General features: G+C 72.8%; 14 protein-coding genes. 6 read left to right on the top strand and 8 right to left on the bottom strand.

Annotated elements, in window-relative coordinates; genetic code table 11:
• Positions 1-241 precede the first annotated feature (241 nt).
• From DEJ20_RS13455 to coaBC, 6 genes are all read right to left on the bottom strand, one after another.
• Complete coding sequence (locus DEJ20_RS13455; RefSeq protein WP_027466277.1) at positions 242-697, bottom strand: MarR family winged helix-turn-helix transcriptional regulator; 456 nt, start codon at positions 695-697, stop codon at positions 242-244.
• 176 nt (positions 698-873) lie between these two features.
• On the bottom strand, positions 874-1,524 hold the full coding sequence (locus DEJ20_RS13450; protein ID WP_111236349.1) for a GntR family transcriptional regulator: 651 nt from the start codon (positions 1,522-1,524) through the stop codon (positions 874-876).
• 168 nt (positions 1,525-1,692) lie between these two features.
• The gene (locus DEJ20_RS13445) at positions 1,693-2,160 is read right to left on the bottom strand and encodes a DUF1810 domain-containing protein (RefSeq protein ID WP_111236348.1); all 468 of its coding nucleotides are present in this window, start codon (positions 2,158-2,160) and stop codon (positions 1,693-1,695) included.
• Positions 2,157-2,948: a YqjF family protein gene (locus tag DEJ20_RS13440; protein WP_163342685.1), complete on the bottom strand. Its 792-nt coding sequence runs from the start codon at positions 2,946-2,948 to the stop codon at positions 2,157-2,159. The genes DEJ20_RS13445 and DEJ20_RS13440 overlap by 4 nt, the downstream gene beginning before the upstream one ends.
• Positions 2,945-3,343 (bottom strand): DoxX family protein, encoded by a 399-nt coding sequence (locus tag DEJ20_RS13435; protein WP_111236347.1) that lies wholly within the window; start codon positions 3,341-3,343, stop codon positions 2,945-2,947. The genes DEJ20_RS13440 and DEJ20_RS13435 overlap by 4 nt, the downstream gene beginning before the upstream one ends.
• 65 nt (positions 3,344-3,408) lie before the next feature.
• Complete coding sequence (gene coaBC / locus DEJ20_RS13430; protein WP_111236375.1) at positions 3,409-4,677, bottom strand: bifunctional phosphopantothenoylcysteine decarboxylase/phosphopantothenate--cysteine ligase CoaBC; 1,269 nt, start codon at positions 4,675-4,677, stop codon at positions 3,409-3,411.
• A 64-nt stretch (positions 4,678-4,741) separates the two neighbouring features.
• Between coaBC and DEJ20_RS13425 the strand changes: the two genes are divergently transcribed.
• Complete coding sequence (locus tag DEJ20_RS13425) at positions 4,742-5,533, top strand: NRDE family protein (RefSeq protein WP_181431630.1); 792 nt, start codon at positions 4,742-4,744, stop codon at positions 5,531-5,533.
• Between the two features lie 66 nt (positions 5,534-5,599).
• On the opposite strand, the gene DEJ20_RS13420 is transcribed toward DEJ20_RS13425, so the two are convergent.
• Positions 5,600-6,538 carry an SDR family oxidoreductase gene (locus DEJ20_RS13420; RefSeq protein WP_027466280.1) on the bottom strand — a complete coding sequence of 313 codons (939 nt, stop codon included), beginning with the start codon at positions 6,536-6,538 and terminating at the stop codon, positions 5,600-5,602.
• Between the two features lie 158 nt (positions 6,539-6,696).
• Between DEJ20_RS13420 and DEJ20_RS13415 the strand changes: the two genes are divergently transcribed.
• The 3 genes from DEJ20_RS13415 (at position 6,697) to DEJ20_RS13405 (ending at position 9,430) form a co-directional block, all read left to right on the top strand.
• Positions 6,697-7,806 carry an LLM class flavin-dependent oxidoreductase gene (locus DEJ20_RS13415; protein WP_258369976.1) on the top strand — a complete coding sequence of 370 codons (1,110 nt, stop codon included), beginning with the start codon at positions 6,697-6,699 and terminating at the stop codon, positions 7,804-7,806.
• 100 nt (positions 7,807-7,906) lie between these two features.
• Positions 7,907-8,569 carry a hypothetical protein gene (locus DEJ20_RS13410; protein ID WP_111236346.1) on the top strand — a complete coding sequence of 221 codons (663 nt, stop codon included), beginning with the start codon at positions 7,907-7,909 and terminating at the stop codon, positions 8,567-8,569.
• A gap of 369 nt (positions 8,570-8,938) precedes the next feature.
• Positions 8,939-9,430 (top strand): pyridoxamine 5'-phosphate oxidase family protein, encoded by a 492-nt coding sequence (locus DEJ20_RS13405; RefSeq protein ID WP_071247568.1) that lies wholly within the window; start codon positions 8,939-8,941, stop codon positions 9,428-9,430.
• A gap of 90 nt (positions 9,431-9,520) precedes the next feature.
• On the opposite strand, the gene DEJ20_RS13400 is transcribed toward DEJ20_RS13405, so the two are convergent.
• Positions 9,521-10,768, bottom strand: a complete 1,248-nt coding sequence (locus tag DEJ20_RS13400; protein ID WP_111236344.1) for a putative hexosyltransferase — start codon at positions 10,766-10,768, stop codon at positions 9,521-9,523.
• Between the two features lie 227 nt (positions 10,769-10,995).
• On the opposite strand from DEJ20_RS13400, the gene DEJ20_RS13395 reads away from it, so the two are divergent.
• Positions 10,996-12,405 (top strand): MFS transporter, encoded by a 1,410-nt coding sequence (locus DEJ20_RS13395; RefSeq protein ID WP_111236343.1) that lies wholly within the window; start codon positions 10,996-10,998, stop codon positions 12,403-12,405.
• A 133-nt stretch (positions 12,406-12,538) separates the two neighbouring features.
• Entirely contained in the window at positions 12,539-13,315 is a 777-nt protein-coding gene (locus DEJ20_RS13390) for an endonuclease/exonuclease/phosphatase family protein (RefSeq protein ID WP_111236342.1), read from the top strand.
• The last annotated feature ends 417 nt before the right edge of the window (positions 13,316-13,732 follow it).

Here is a 13,732-nt window from a genome sequence, read left to right as displayed (position 1 = left end):
CGTGCGGGCACGCCGGAGGCTGGCGGTGTCGGTGACACCGTCGGCGACGACGAGGAGTCCTCGAGCCGGTGAGGACCGGACGGTGGTGTGGGGCCCGTCCGTCCGCCGGGAGCAGCCGTGGGGTGGCCGCGGTCAGGCGGAGCCGACACCATGACCGGTCAGACTGGGCAGCGCGTCCAGGAACGCTGGCAGAACGGTCCGTCCACCACTTGGTAACGGTTCGGTAACGGTCGTGCGAGGCCTAGAAGGTGTGAGGTTCCTGGGCGTGCTCGCCCTGGGCGACACGCTCGAGCGCGGCCAGGGCGCCGGCGATCGCCTGGACGTCCGACTCGTCGAGCTCGGCGATGAGTTCGGCGACGATCCCGGTGCGGTTCGCACGGGCCTGCTCGACCGCCTCGATGCCCTCCGGCGTGGCCGTCACCATGAACGCCCGGCCGTCGCGCGGGTCGGCCTCGCGCTGGATGAAGCCGCGCTGCTCGAGCTCGGTCAGGATGCGGGTCATCGTGGGCTTCGTGACCACCTCGATCCGCGACAGGTCGCCGGGGCGCAGGGGTCCGTGCCGCTGGATCGACGCGAGCGCCGACACGATGCCGTACCCGAGTGAGGCCGAGTCGGTGCGGGCCCGTCGGTTGATCCGACCGACCGCGGCGGCCAGGCGTGCGGCGACCTCGGTACGGTCCGTCGGGCGGGGGTTCATGTGCTGCTCCGGGTGCCTGGTTCAGGTGGTCGCCAGCGATGCTATCGGTCCGCGCGGCCCCGGGACTGGGAGCGTCACGCGCGTGGCCAGGCCGCCGACCGGGAGGTCCGCGGAACGTCGACCGCCCGCCTCGCGTGCGCGAGACGGGCGGTTCCTGTACGCGGGTACAGGTGGACTCAGTGCTTCTCGCCCGGCAGCTGGTGGATCGCCTCGGTCGCGAGCTCTGCCGCGACGTTGTCGCCGGACTCGGTCGCGGCCCGGAGTCGGCGGAAGTCCTCGGTCATCCGGTCCCAGTCGACCAGCTCGTCGAGGTTCGGCAGACGCAACCGGAACGCCAGGCCGTCCATGGTGTCGCGGCAGACGCGCTGCAGGTTCTCGTTGCCGCACTCGGCGACGTACAGGGCGAAGACGTCGAGGGCGTCGTGGTTGACGGCGGCGACCTCGTGTGCCTCGAGCTCGGTGATCGTCTTGTCGAGCTGGGCCAGGATCTTCTTCCGGCTCGCCGACCCGAGGCGCGGGACCGCGAGCCGGACCACGCCGCCGAACAGCACGCCGAGGGTCTGCATCGCCTCGACGACCTCGGTCGGGTCCGGCGTGGTGACGCGGGTGTACCGGTTGGGGGCCATCTCGATCAGGCCGGCGCGGGACAGCTGGCTCAGGGCCTCGCGGATGGGTGTCCGGGAGACGCCGAGCCACGAGATGAGCTCGTCGTCGTTCAGTCGTTCGCCCGGGAGCAGGGTGCCGTCCATGATCGCGTCGTGGATCTTGTGGCGGACGGTGTCACGGAGCAGCTGGTGCTCGGTCGGGGCGCTGCGGGGGACCGGCATGCGTTCTCCTTCGGGGGCGGCGGCGTCGGGGCGCCGGGCGAACGGGCACGGTCGGCATCGCACGTGCTCGCATCACCGTACCTGATATGACAACGGCGTTCCGATCGGGTCAGCGCGTGTCAGTGTCGACGTGTCAGGTGCCGGTCCGCGCATCGCGCGTCGCGTGCCTTACTCGCGTCCCGAGCGATCTCCGAGCAAGCGGAGCGTGGCCGGGTCCTCGGCGCCGTCGTACCAGCGGTCGAGCACGGCGACGAACGGCCCCGGGGTGGCCGCGATCCGGGCGAAGAGCGTCATCGACGACCGGAGCTTCACCGCGTCGATGCCCCCGAGCAGGGTGTCGGCGGAGCGGGCGGGGGCGTCGTGTGCGACGTCGGCTGCCGTGAGCAGACGGGGCCCGAGCACCGGGTGCGCCAGGTAGGCGCGGGCTTCGTCCACGCCGGTGATCGCGTAGCGCACGGCCGTGGCGCTCCGCCCGAGGCCGGCCAGCTGCGGGAACACGAACCACATCCAGTGCGACGACTTCCGGCCCCGACGGAGTTCGTCGAGCGCGACGTCGTGGACACCCTGCTGGGCACGGACGAAGCGGTCGAGGTCGAACGGGTCGTCGGTCTGCGCGTCGGTCTGTGCGTGCGTCACCGGACGACCCCGCCCCAGCCGTACCGGACCGTCGTGCCGTCGACCACGAGCAGGGAGTCCGGGGCCCGGTCGAACAACCCCGGCATGCCGACGGCGTCGGGAAGATCGCCCTCGAGTCGGTCGAGCGTGGCCGAACGGGTGGTGAGCACCGGGTGCTGCCGCTGCCAGAACAGGGTCTGCGCCAGGTACCGCGCGTGGATGCCGGCGCGGGTGGTGAGCTCGGCGGCCAGCGGGGTGTCGACGACCTCGCCGGCGGTCACCCGCACCGAGGCCGCGTGCTTCGGCCGCACCGCCCCGGTCGGGCGTTCCTGCCGGAGCGACCGCGCCCACCGCACCGGGTGCAGCGCGCGGGTCGGGTGCCGGACGGACCGGTGCGCCACCGCGTCACCGCGGCGACGGGAACGTGCGTGCGCGAACGTGTACGGCACGCCGAGCAGTGCGTGCGCGGCCACGATGGCGGGCACGTTCGCGGTGTCGACCGTGCGGTAGGTCACCCCGCGCCGCCCCTGGTCGTCCACCGTGAGGACCTCGATCGTGACCTCGGTCATGGTGCCGAGCCGCCCGGCAGACGGGAACGGTGGCACCCGGGTCTCCCGGAACACGTACGCCGACAGCCCCACCCAGGCGCTGCCGTCGACCACGTCCGGACGGGTCCCGCGGGGGACGAGCCGCTGCAACGACGCCGGGTCGTGCCGCCAGTGCGCGAACACGATGTCCTCCCAGGCGTGCTGGGTGACCGGGCGGTGCAACAAGGGCACCGCCGCGCGGGTCCACGACGGCTGGGTCACGGCTTCGGTGCGTGCCGACCGACGCGCATGCTCCAGAGGACCAGCGGCAGCTGCAGGGGGAGCCGCAGGACCCCGATCAGCCGCATCGCCCGGCTCGAGCGGGGATGGTCGAGCAGGTCGTTCGCCATCTTGAGGTTCGCCGGGAACACCGCCGCGAACAGCGCCGCCGCCGCCCAGCCCGAGGCACGGCGGGTGGCGGGGAACGCGAGCCCGGCGGCGATGCCCAGCTCGGCCACCCCGGAGGCCAGCGTGGTCAGCCGCGGGGGCAGGGCGTCGGGCACGATCCGGTCGTACCCGCGGGGGCGCAGGAAGTGGGTGACACCGGCCGTGCCGAGGATCACCGCCAGGAGGGTGGCCGTGCGGTTGGCACGTCGGATCCGCTCACGTCGTCGCATGCGCCCCATCGTGCTCGCCGGTCCTCGGAACCAGGTCAGTGCCTCTTAACGTCAGTGTCTCTTCTTCACGTCAGTGCGGTCGCGACGAGGTCGAGGACCGCCGTCGCCACCTCGGCCTTCGTGCCGGAGGTCTCGCGGACCACCTCGCCACCGGGCACCAGGACCTCGATCGCGTTCTCCTCGCGCTCGAAGCCGGCCGACCAGCCGACGTGGTTCACGACGAGCAGGTCCGCGGGCTTCCGGCTGATCTTGGCGCGCCCGAGCTCGATCCGCGCGTCGCGGTCGGGTTCGGTCTCGGCGGCGAACCCGACGATGATCTGCCCCGTCCGCCGTGCCGCCACGAGGTCGGCGAGCACGTCCGGGTTCCGCACCAGCTCGAGCGTCATACGCTCGCCCTGGGCGTCCTTCTTGAGCTTCTCGGTGAGCACCTCGGCCGGACGGTAGTCGGCGACGGCGGCGGTCATCACGACGACGTCCGCTTCGGTGGCGGCGGCGTGCACGGCCTCCGCGAGTTCGAGCGCGGACCCGACGGGCACCACGGTCGCGTCCAGCCCCGCGGTCAGCGAGCCCTCCACGTTCGCGGCGACGAGGGTCACGGACGCGCCACGGCGGACGGCATCGGCGGCGATCGCGATGCCCTGACGGCCGCTCGAGCGGTTGCCGACGAACCGCACCGGGTCGAAGGGCTCGCGGGTGCCACCAGCGCTGACGACGACGCGGACGCCGGCCAGGTCGCCCTGTTCACCACGTGCCCCGGTGCTGGACGCGGTGCCGGTCTCCGCACTGCGGTGGCCAGCCGGGGCGGGGTGCTGACCGAGCACGGCGAGCGCGGCGGCGACGATGTCCTCGGGCTCCGCCATCCGACCGATGCCCGCGTCGTCGCCGGTGAGCGCGCCGACGACCGGGCCGACCAGGTGGACGCCGCGGTCACGCAGCGTGGCGACGTTCGCCCGGGTCGCGGGGTGCTCCCACATCTGCGGGTGCATGGCCGGTGCGACGACGACGGGTGCCTCGGTGGCGAGCAGCGTCGTGCCGAGCAGGTCGCTCGCCAGTCCGTGCGCCATCCGTGCCAGCGAGTCCGCGGTGGCGGGTGCGATGACGACCAGGTCCGCCCGGCGACCGAGCGCGACGTGGCGCACCTCGGCGACGTCGTCCCACACGCTCGTGGTGACGGGGTTGCGGCTGAGGGCCTCGAGCGTCGGCAGTCCGACGAAGCGCAGGGCGCCCTCGGTCGGGACGACGTGCACGTCGTGGCCGCGCTTGACCAGGTCGCGGACGACCCCGACGGCCTTGTAGGCGGCGATGCCCCCGGTGATCCCCACGATGACGGTCAGGGCGCGCTCTGCTGCTGCGTTCACCTGGCTCACGCTACCGGGGCCACGTGCGAGGATCGACGGCATGTGCACCGTCGTCGTCCGCGTCGACCCCGGGTCCGCGTGGCCCGTCACCGTGCTGGCCCTGCGGGACGAGTCGCCCGAGCGTCCCTGGGACCCGCCCGCTGCCTGGTGGCCGGACCGGGACCCGGACCTCCGTGGTGTCCGTGACCGCTCCGCCGGTGGTGCATGGCTCGCCGCGTCCGACCGAGCCGGCCTGGCCGTGGTGCTCAACCGCGCCGAACCCGTGACGAGCGTCGACGGCACGTGGACGACCCGCGGCGTGGTGCCGGTGGACGCCGTCGCCGACGACCTGCTGCCCGGACACGACGGCACGCTGCCGACCACCCGGGCCTTCAACCTGGTGCGCGCCACGGCCGAGGGCGCCTCGGTGCTGACCTGGGACGGCGAACAGGTCCGCACCACCGACCTCGGCCCCGGCGTCCACATGGTCACGCACGGTGCGGCCGACGATCCCGCGGCGCCGCGCATCGGTCGGTGGCTCGAGGCCTTCCGTGCCGTCGACGCCCCGGCCGGCCCGCCGGTGCTCGGTCCGTTCGACGAACTCCGCACCGTGGACTCCGGTGGCGACGCCGGGGACGGCTGGGGTGGCTGGTTCGGCGTGCTGGCGGAGTCGGCAGCGCTGCCGAGTGACCACCCCGACGCGATCCTCCGCGACGTGCACGAGGCCGAGGGGCACATGACGACCCTGTCGATCGTCGCCGCAGCGATCGCGCCGGGCCGCACCGTCCTGCAGCACGCCCGCCTGACCGAACCCGGGAAGCTGGACGGGTCGGTGGAGCTGCACCGGGCCTGACGCCGGCGACGCACCGGACCCGCCCCGGGCCTCCCGGCCGCGCCCCGCGCCCGCGTCCGCGCCTGCCTAGAGCGGCGGGCGCGTCCCGGTGAGGTCCTCGGCGACGGCCCAGAGCGAGCGGGCGAGGTCGGCGCTCCGCGCGGATCCGGGGATCGACACGGTGGTGGTCGGACCGGTCATCCCGAACGGACCCGAGGGGCCGTAGTACGCGCCGCCCACGGCGTTCGGCCCGACCGCCGCGTACAGCAGCGGCTCGGTGCCCTGCTCGACGGCCTGGGTGAACGGCAGGGCGCGGTTGCTCGACCGCACCGGCTTCGACCGACCGAGCGAGCGTCCCGCGGCCTGCAGGTTCGTCCGGGTGTAGCCGGGATGGGCGGCGGTGCTGACCAGGGGCACGTCGGCCTCGACGGTCAGGCGGTGCAGGTGCAGTGCGAGCAGCAGGTCGGCGAGCTTCGACTGCGCGTAGGCGCGCCAGCCGTTGTAGCCGCGCTCCCACTGCAGGTCGGCGAAGCGGATCCGGCCGGGGATCGCGGCGAGGCTCGACATCGTGACGACCCGGGGTGCCTCGGCCAGGGGGCCGTCGGCGAGGGGCGTGCGCGCACGCAGCAGCGACGGCAGCAGCAGGTTCGTCAGGGCGAACGGGCCGAGGAAGTTCGTGCCGAACTGCAGCTCGAAGCCGTCGACGGTCTCGAAGCGCTCCGGCGGGGCCATCACGCCGGCGTTGTTGACCAGGACGTCGATCGGACGTTCCTCGTCGACGATGCCGCTGGCGAAGCGGCGGACGCTCGCCAGGTCGGCGAGGTCGAGTTCGCGGACCTCCACGTCGGCTGCGGGATGGGCGGCGCGGATGCCGGCGGCGGCGGTCTCGCCCTTCTCGGTGCTGCGGACGGCGAGCACGACGCTGGCGCCGGCTCCGGCGAGGCGCAGGGCGGCCTCCTGTCCGGTGCCGCTGTTGGACCCGGTGACGACGATGCGGCGTCCGGTCTGGTCGGGGAGGTTCGGCATGCGGGTGACCGTACTCGTCCGGGCTGGCCGACCCCGGTCCGGGCCCGTGCCGACCCGGCCGCCGAACCGGTCGCCGACCCCGGCCGCCGACCCCGTGCGCGCACGCCGCGGTCGTGCTATGTTGATGCAAACGCATGGAAGTGCGATCAGGAGGACACATGAGCAACGCATTCGGCACCGACCGTCCCTCGGACGTCCCGCCGCCCGCACCCGAGCGGATCGGGCCGCTGCAGCTCGGCCTCGACACCTTCGGCGACGTGACCGAGCGCGCCGACGGCAGCCTGCAGTCCGACGCGCAGAGCATCCGCGACGTCGTCGACCAGGCCGTCCTCGCCGACCAGGTCGGCGTCGACTTCATCGGCGTCGGGGAGCACCACCGAGCCGACTTCGTCGTGAGCGCCCCCGAGGTCGTCCTCGCCGCGATCGCCGCCAGCACCGAGCGCATCCGGATGGGTTCAGCGGTCACCGTGCTGTCCTCCGACGACCCCGTCCGTGTCTACGAGCGCTTCGCCACCGTCGACGCGCTGTCGAACGGCCGCGCCGAGGTCATCCTGGGCCGTGGCTCCTTCACCGAGTCGTTCCCGCTGTTCGGCTACGAGCTGAGCGACTACGAGGTCCTGTTCGAGGAGAAGCTCCAGCTCTGGGCGGCCCTGCGCGGCGGCGACGCCGTCACCTGGTCCGGCACGAAGCGCGCGGGCCTGGTCGACCAGGACGTCTTCCCGAAGCTCGAGCACGGTGCCATCCCTACGTGGATCGGCGTCGGCGGCTCCCCGCAGTCGGTCATCCGCGCGGCGTCGTACGGCCTGCCGCTGTTCCTCGCCATCATCGGCGGGCAGCCGGCCCAGTTCGCCCCGTTCTCGCGCCTGTACCGCCAGGCCCTCGCGCAGCTCGACCTGCCGCAGCAGCCCATCGCGATGCACTCGCCCGGCTTCGTGGCAGCCACCGACGAAGAGGCCGCCGAGCGCTACTGGCCCTACCACAAGGCCGTCACCGACCAGCTCGGCCGGGAGCGCGGCTGGCCGCCCCTCGACGTCGCCGGGTACCGCGCGAGCCTGTCGGCCGGCGGGTCGCTCTACGTCGGCTCGCCGGAGACCGTCGCCCGCAAGGTCGCACGCAACATGCGGATCCTCGGCGCCTCGCGCTTCGACATGCGCTACGCCACGGGTCGCCTGCCGCACGCCGACATGATGCGGTCGATCGAGCTCTACGGCACCGAGGTCGCACCCCGCGTGCGCGAGCTGCTGGCGCAGCCCGTCCCCGTCGCCTGACGGACGCGGGCTCGGTCTTTTCGGGCGCGCGGGCAACGGCCGGGAGGCCCGGGGCGGCCGCCGAGATCGGCTCACGGCGGCGGCGGGTACGGTCCAGGGCATGTCGTCACGCCCCGACCACGCCGCCGGTCCCGCTGCTGGTCACGCCCCCGACTCCGTCGTGGAGCGTCGGTTCCGCGGCCGGATCATGGGCGTCGGCACCACCTCGGGCGTCCGCATCGTCGTCGGCATGTGGGACCGCTCGCCGTTCGGGCCGTTCACGGACGTGTTCCTCGAGCTCCCCGACGGCACCAGCGTGCTGCTCGCACCCGACGAGATCGTCGCCGCGTACGTCTCCGGCACCTACCGCTTCGACACCGTCTCGGTCGTCGACGTCCGCGCCCGCCGCACCGCCAGCGGGCTCGAGCTGTCCGCCGGGGCGCTGCAGGCCTCGATCGACGTCGGCGGCATCTCGCCGCTCGGCCGGATCCTGCGCATCGTCCCGAAGCCGATCGCCCGCGACCCGCGCTGGCTCGCTGCGATCGACCCCGTGGCACGCCTGCTCGCGCCCGGGTCCGGTACCGCGGGCTCGGCGGGCAACGGCCGGCGCGAGTACTACGGCGTGACCGGGGCGCACGACGTCACCGGCGTGCGGGGGACCTGGGCGGGGGAGCCCCTCGGAGACCTGGCCCCGCTCGACCCGCCCGTGGCGTTCGGCTTCGCCTCGATGCCGAAGATCCCCCAGGTCATCGACGTCGAGACCACGATCCGCGAACCCGCCTGACCTGCGCCCGACACGGAGTCGGTTTCGTGCGTGCGCATGTTCCGACGATCCGCGCGTCGATCGACTCGTGTCCGGTCGTTGCATGCACACGCATCCGGTGCGTGTGCATGCAACGACGTTCCACCTGTCGATCGACGCGTGTGGTGTCGCCTCCTGCACACGCATGCACGGCCCGACGGCCGGGATGTGCCGGGCGAGGGCGGCGTGGCGGAGGTGCGCCGGGCCTCCAGGCCGACCTCGACCCGGCCACGTCGACGCGCCGAGCTGACGCGTCCAGCGCCGGAGGGGCACACTGGTCGGAACGGTACGGCCCCGTGCACCGACGGTCGCACGTCGGTGGGAGCGGGGCGCATGACGCAAAGGAGCACCATGACCGACACACAGACGGACCAGCGCGCCGCCATCTCGGACATCGTCCACGGCGCCCACACGGCACTGCTCACCACGGTGAGCGAGGACGGGAACCTACACGCCAGGCCCCTCGCGGTGCAGGACAAGACGTTCCACGGGACCCTGCGGTTCCTGGTGCAGGACGGCAGCGAGAAGGTCGAGGACATCGCGCGGAATCCGCACGTCAACGTCTCGATCGAGTCGCAGGGCGGGTACCTGTCCATCGCCGGGACCGCGACCGTGACCCAGGACGACTCGGTCGTCGACGAGCTGTGGTCCCCGTTCGCCGAGGCCTGGTTCCCCGAGGGGCGCCAGGATCCGTCGATCCGACTGCTGACGGTCGAAGGGGTCTCGGTCGAGTACTGGACCCAGGACACCGGCCCGGTCGGCAGCCTGGTGCAGATGTTCAAGGCGGCGCTCGGCAAGCAGAGCCAGCCGGACACCGGCGACCACGGCACGATCGAGCTCTGAGGCGCGACGCCTGACGCGCGACGCCGTCGTCCTGTCCGGACGGCGGCGTCGTGCCGTGTCCGTTGCCTGCTCGGGCTGCGTGTCAGCCGCTCACGGAGGGCCGAGCAGCCACAGCACCGCGACCAGCACCGGCTGCCCGGCCAACGCGGCCGTCACGAAGGTCCACCGCATCCAGGGCTTCGCGACCAGCTCGGGCGAACCGAACAGCGGCGCGAGCGGCATGAGCAGCCGCGGGGTCGAGGCCATCGGCAGCGACACCGCGAAGATGTACAGCGCGTACGCGGCCGAGTACAGCACCGTCGTGGGCCCGAGCCGCAGCGTCGAGCGGCGCAGCAACCAGATCGGGTACGTGACGAGCAGGAACACCACGATGAGGATCCCGCCCACGCCGAGCCAGCGACCCGCGATCAAGAACCACGGCGTCAGCGGCACGAAGTCCACCCGCCCGATGAAGTTCACCCACCAGGACATCTCGGTCTCCAGGTAGGCGTTCGGCGTCCCGGTGGCGTGCGAGGCGATCACCGGCCAGGCGAGCCCCGCGAGGACCATGGTCAGGCCCGCGGCGACGACCCGGACCTGCTCGCGGAGCGGGAAGCCCTCGAACACCCGGCCGGTCTCGCGCCGTGCTCCGACCCACCGCACGAGTGCGACGACGCCGAGCACGAGCGGGATCGCCAGGGCACCGGGGCGGGTGAACGCCGCGGCGACGCCGAGTGCGGTCAGGAGCCCGTAGCGCCGACGCTCCAGGGCGAGCAGCGCCCCGAACGACAGCGCGAGGAACATGCTCTCCGCGTACCCGACCTGCAGCAGGAACGACAGCGGACCGCAGCTGAAGAAGAAGACCGCCCACATCGCGGCGGCGTGCCCGGCGCGGTCCAGCACCAGGCGGTGCAGCAGGTAGGTGGCGAGCAGCCCGGCGACGATCGCGACGAGCGGGGCACCGAGTTCGAACGGCACCCCGGTCGAGGCGGTCAGCGCCCGGATCGTGAAGGGGAACGCCGGCAGGAATGCCCAGGCGTTCTGCGCGACGTTGCCGGCGGCGTCGAGTGGCAGTGCGTCGGGGTAGCCGTGCAGCGAGATCTGCTCGTAGTACTGCCCGTCCCAGGCCACCAGGAAGGCGCCGAACCCGTGCTCGTTGCCCCAGATCGCGTTGCCCGGCAGTGCACGACCGATGAGCGGGTAGGCGAGTGCGAGCCACAGGGTCGACAGGACCCGGCCGCCCGTCCAGACGAGCAGGACCGCCGCCCACGCCGGCAGGGAGGCCACGGTGTCCAGGACGCGTCGTCGGCCGCTGGCCGTGCCCGCGGCGACCACACCGGCGCTGTCGGTGCGGCTCACGCGCGAGTTCCTCGGCGTTCGGGTGGTCGGGTCGGCACCCGGCCAGGGTAGTCGGCCCGAGCATGGGGATCGCACGGAACTGCGCCTGGAGGCCCGTCCCGCGTCGTGCGGGCTGCGTCGCGCCCGGTGGGCGGCCGGCGGGTGATCGGTGTCGCGTCCGGTGTCCCGTCCGGTGGGCGGCCCGTCCGTGACGGCGCGGACGTCCGCGGGCATAGTCTCGGTGGGCGATGACGACGACGGCGACGACACCCAGACGGCGGACGGGCAGCACGGCGGTCGCCGTGCTGGTGGCCGGGACCTTCTTCATGGAGCTCCTGGACGGCACGATCCTGGCGACCGCAGCCCCGGCGATGGGGCGTGACCTCGGGGTCGACTCCGCCGCGGTGGGCGTCGCGATCACCGCGTACCTCGTGACCCTCGCGGTGTTCATCCCGGTGTCCGGCTGGCTCACCGACCGGATCGGCTCGCGGACGGTCTTCGCCGGGGCCATCGCGCTGTTCACGATCGCGTCGGCCCTCTGCGCGCTGTCCACCGGGCTGGTCGAGCTGACGCTGTGGCGCATCCTGCAGGGCCTCGGTGGGGCGCTCATGGTGCCCGTCGGCCGGCTCGTCGTGCTCCGGAGCGCGGGGCGCGAACAACTCGTCACCGCCATCGCCATCCTGACCTGGCCGGCCCTCGCCGCACCGATCATCGCGCCGTTCATCGGCGGGGTCCTCGTCGAGACGCTGACGTGGCACTGGATCTTCCTCATCAACATCCCGCTCGGCGTCGTCGCCTTCGTCGCCGCCCTGGTGCTCGTGCCGCAGGAGCGTGCTGCGCAGCGGGTGCCGTTCGACTGGTTCGGGTCGCTGCTCGCCTGCGTCGGGCTCGGCTCGCTCGTGGTCATGGCGTCCTTGCTCGCGCTCGACGTCGTGCCGGTCACCGCGGTCGTCGTCTCCGGCGTCCTCGGCGCGGTGTGCTGCTGGCTCGCGATCCGCCACTTCCGCCGGGCTCCGCACCCGATCATGGGACTCGACGCGTTCCGACTCGAGACCTTCCGGGTGTCGCACGCCGGCGGCAGCCTGTTCCGCCTGGCGGTGTCCGCGGTGCCGTTCGTGCTCCCGCTGCTGTTCCAGGACGCCTGGGGCTGGAGCGCCGTGCTCGCCGGGTCCGCCGTGCTCTGGGTGTTCGTCGGCAACCTCGGCATCAAGCCGATGACGACCCCGTTCCTCCGCTGGTTCGGGTACCGCCCGGTGATCATCGTGTCGTCGGCCGTCGCCGCGCTGACCGTGGTCGCGATGGCGTTCATGACCGAGGACACGCCGTTCTGGCTCCTTGCCGTGCTGCTCGTCGTCAGCGGTGCCGCCCGCTCCGTGGGCTTCACGGCGTACAACACGATCGCCTTCGCCGACGTCGAGCAGGCCGACATGACCCCCGCGAACACGCTGTCGTCGACGCTACAGCAGACCGCCGCGGGATTCGGTGTCGCCGTCGCCGCCGTGGTCATCCGCGCGGCCTCCGGGCTGGGCGGCGACGGACCGTACACGGCCGCGTTCTGGGTCATCGCCGCCCTGCTCGTGGTCGCCTGCGTCGAGGGCATCCTGATGAGTCGCACAGCGGGCGACACCGTCCGCCCGGTCCGCCGTGTCCGCGCCTGATCCCGCCGCTGTCCGTTTCCGTCACGGTCACACGGACGAAACCCGGCAGGCGTTACAGTCTCAGCAACCGTCCGCGGTACCCGAGTACGGTGACCGCGGCAGGGTGACCGGAACACCCGGACAGGAAGGCAGCATGGCCGCGCCAGAGCAGCAGAGCACGATCGCATCAGAGCAGACCGTGCAGCCCACGCAGCTCCGTGTCGTCAGTTACAACCTCCGCGAGCACACCGCGAACAGCGAGCTCGCCGCACTGGCCGAGGCCTCCGAAGCCGACGTCCTGTGCGTGCAGGAGTGCGACAGCAACGACCTCGCACCGTCGATCGGCGGCCTCTCGCTCGCCGCGTCGACCCGCACCAACCGACTCGGGCTCGCGATCTACAAGCGTGACGACCGCTTCGAGGTACAGGACTTCAGCATCCACTCCCTGCAGAAGTCGCTGCACGACCGCGTCCTCGCACCCGCGCACGAGCGGCTCATCGCGATGCACCTGCGTGACACCGAGGCCGATGCCGAGGTCGTCGTCGCCTCGTTCCACGCCTCACCGCTGACCGCGACGAACTCCCTGCGCCGCAAGCAGATCGAGGCGGCGCACCAGTTCCTGCGCGAGCTGGCGAAGGACGTCCCCGCGGTCATGGTCGGCGACTTCAACTACCCGTGGTTCCAGACGAACCTGCGCCGCAAGATCGAGCAGGGCGGGTTCGCGCTGTCGCTGTCCGACCAGCCGACGTACCTGCGCTACCGCAAGTTCACGGGCCACTTCGACTTCGCGACGAGCGTCGGCCTGCACATCGCGGGCGTCGAGACCCTGCCGGCCGGCATCTCCGACCACCGCCCGATCCTGGTCCGTGCCCACTACGAGCACCCCGGCGAGACCGGCGCCGTCACCACCGTCGAGGCTCCCGCCGCCTGACCCGCGTCGTCGGCCGCTCGTGCCGAGGTCGCACGACATGCCGCGTGCGCATCGCCGAGTGGCCGCAAACTGTCGGTCGCGGGCCCGCCAGGCGATACTTCGTGCGACTTCGGCGGAGCTGAGCGGGGAGTCGTGACCGCTCGGCAGGGGACCGCCGGGCACGTCGGCGGCCCGTGGCGAGGTTGCACGACATGCCGCGTGCGCGGTGCCGAGTGGTCGTGAACTGTCGGTTGCGGGCCCGACGGCCGACGGTTCGTGCGACCTCGGCGGAGGTGAGCGGGGAGTCGTGACCGCTCGGCAGGGGCCGTCGGGCGTGTCGGCGGCGCGTGGCGAGGTTGCACGACATGCGGCGTGCGCATCGCCGAGTGGTCGGGAACTGTCGGTTGCGGGCCCGGTAAACGACGGTTCGTGCGACTT

The sequence above is a fragment of the Curtobacterium sp. MCSS17_005 genome (assembly GCF_003234225.2).
Lineage (GTDB): Bacteria > Actinomycetota > Actinomycetes > Actinomycetales > Microbacteriaceae > Curtobacterium > Curtobacterium flaccumfaciens.
Note: the sequence above shows the minus strand (reverse complement) of the source record. Positions and strands in the feature narration are given on the sequence as shown.

Bases quoted from the DNA above. Each gene is read 5' to 3' on its own strand.
- DEJ20_RS13415 (WP_258369976.1), top strand. From the start codon at position 6,697: ATGAGCAACGCATTCGGCACCGACCGTCCCTCGGACGTCCCGCCGCCC.
- DEJ20_RS13425 (WP_181431630.1), top strand. From the start codon at position 4,742: ATGTGCACCGTCGTCGTCCGCGTCGACCCCGGGTCCGCGTGGCCCGTC.
- DEJ20_RS13420 (WP_027466280.1), bottom strand. From the start codon at position 6,538: ATGCCGAACCTCCCCGACCAGACCGGACGCCGCATCGTCGTCACCGGG.
- DEJ20_RS13405 (WP_071247568.1), top strand. From the start codon at position 8,939: ATGACCGACACACAGACGGACCAGCGCGCCGCCATCTCGGACATCGTC.
- DEJ20_RS13395 (WP_111236343.1), top strand. From the start codon at position 10,996: ATGACGACGACGGCGACGACACCCAGACGGCGGACGGGCAGCACGGCG.
- DEJ20_RS13410 (WP_111236346.1), top strand. From the start codon at position 7,907: ATGTCGTCACGCCCCGACCACGCCGCCGGTCCCGCTGCTGGTCACGCC.
- DEJ20_RS13455 (WP_027466277.1), bottom strand. From the start codon at position 697: ATGAACCCCCGCCCGACGGACCGTACCGAGGTCGCCGCACGCCTGGCC.
- DEJ20_RS13450 (WP_111236349.1), bottom strand. From the start codon at position 1,524: ATGCCGGTCCCCCGCAGCGCCCCGACCGAGCACCAGCTGCTCCGTGAC.
- DEJ20_RS13435 (WP_111236347.1), bottom strand. From the start codon at position 3,343: ATGCGACGACGTGAGCGGATCCGACGTGCCAACCGCACGGCCACCCTC.
- DEJ20_RS13390 (WP_111236342.1), top strand. From the start codon at position 12,539: ATGGCCGCGCCAGAGCAGCAGAGCACGATCGCATCAGAGCAGACCGTG.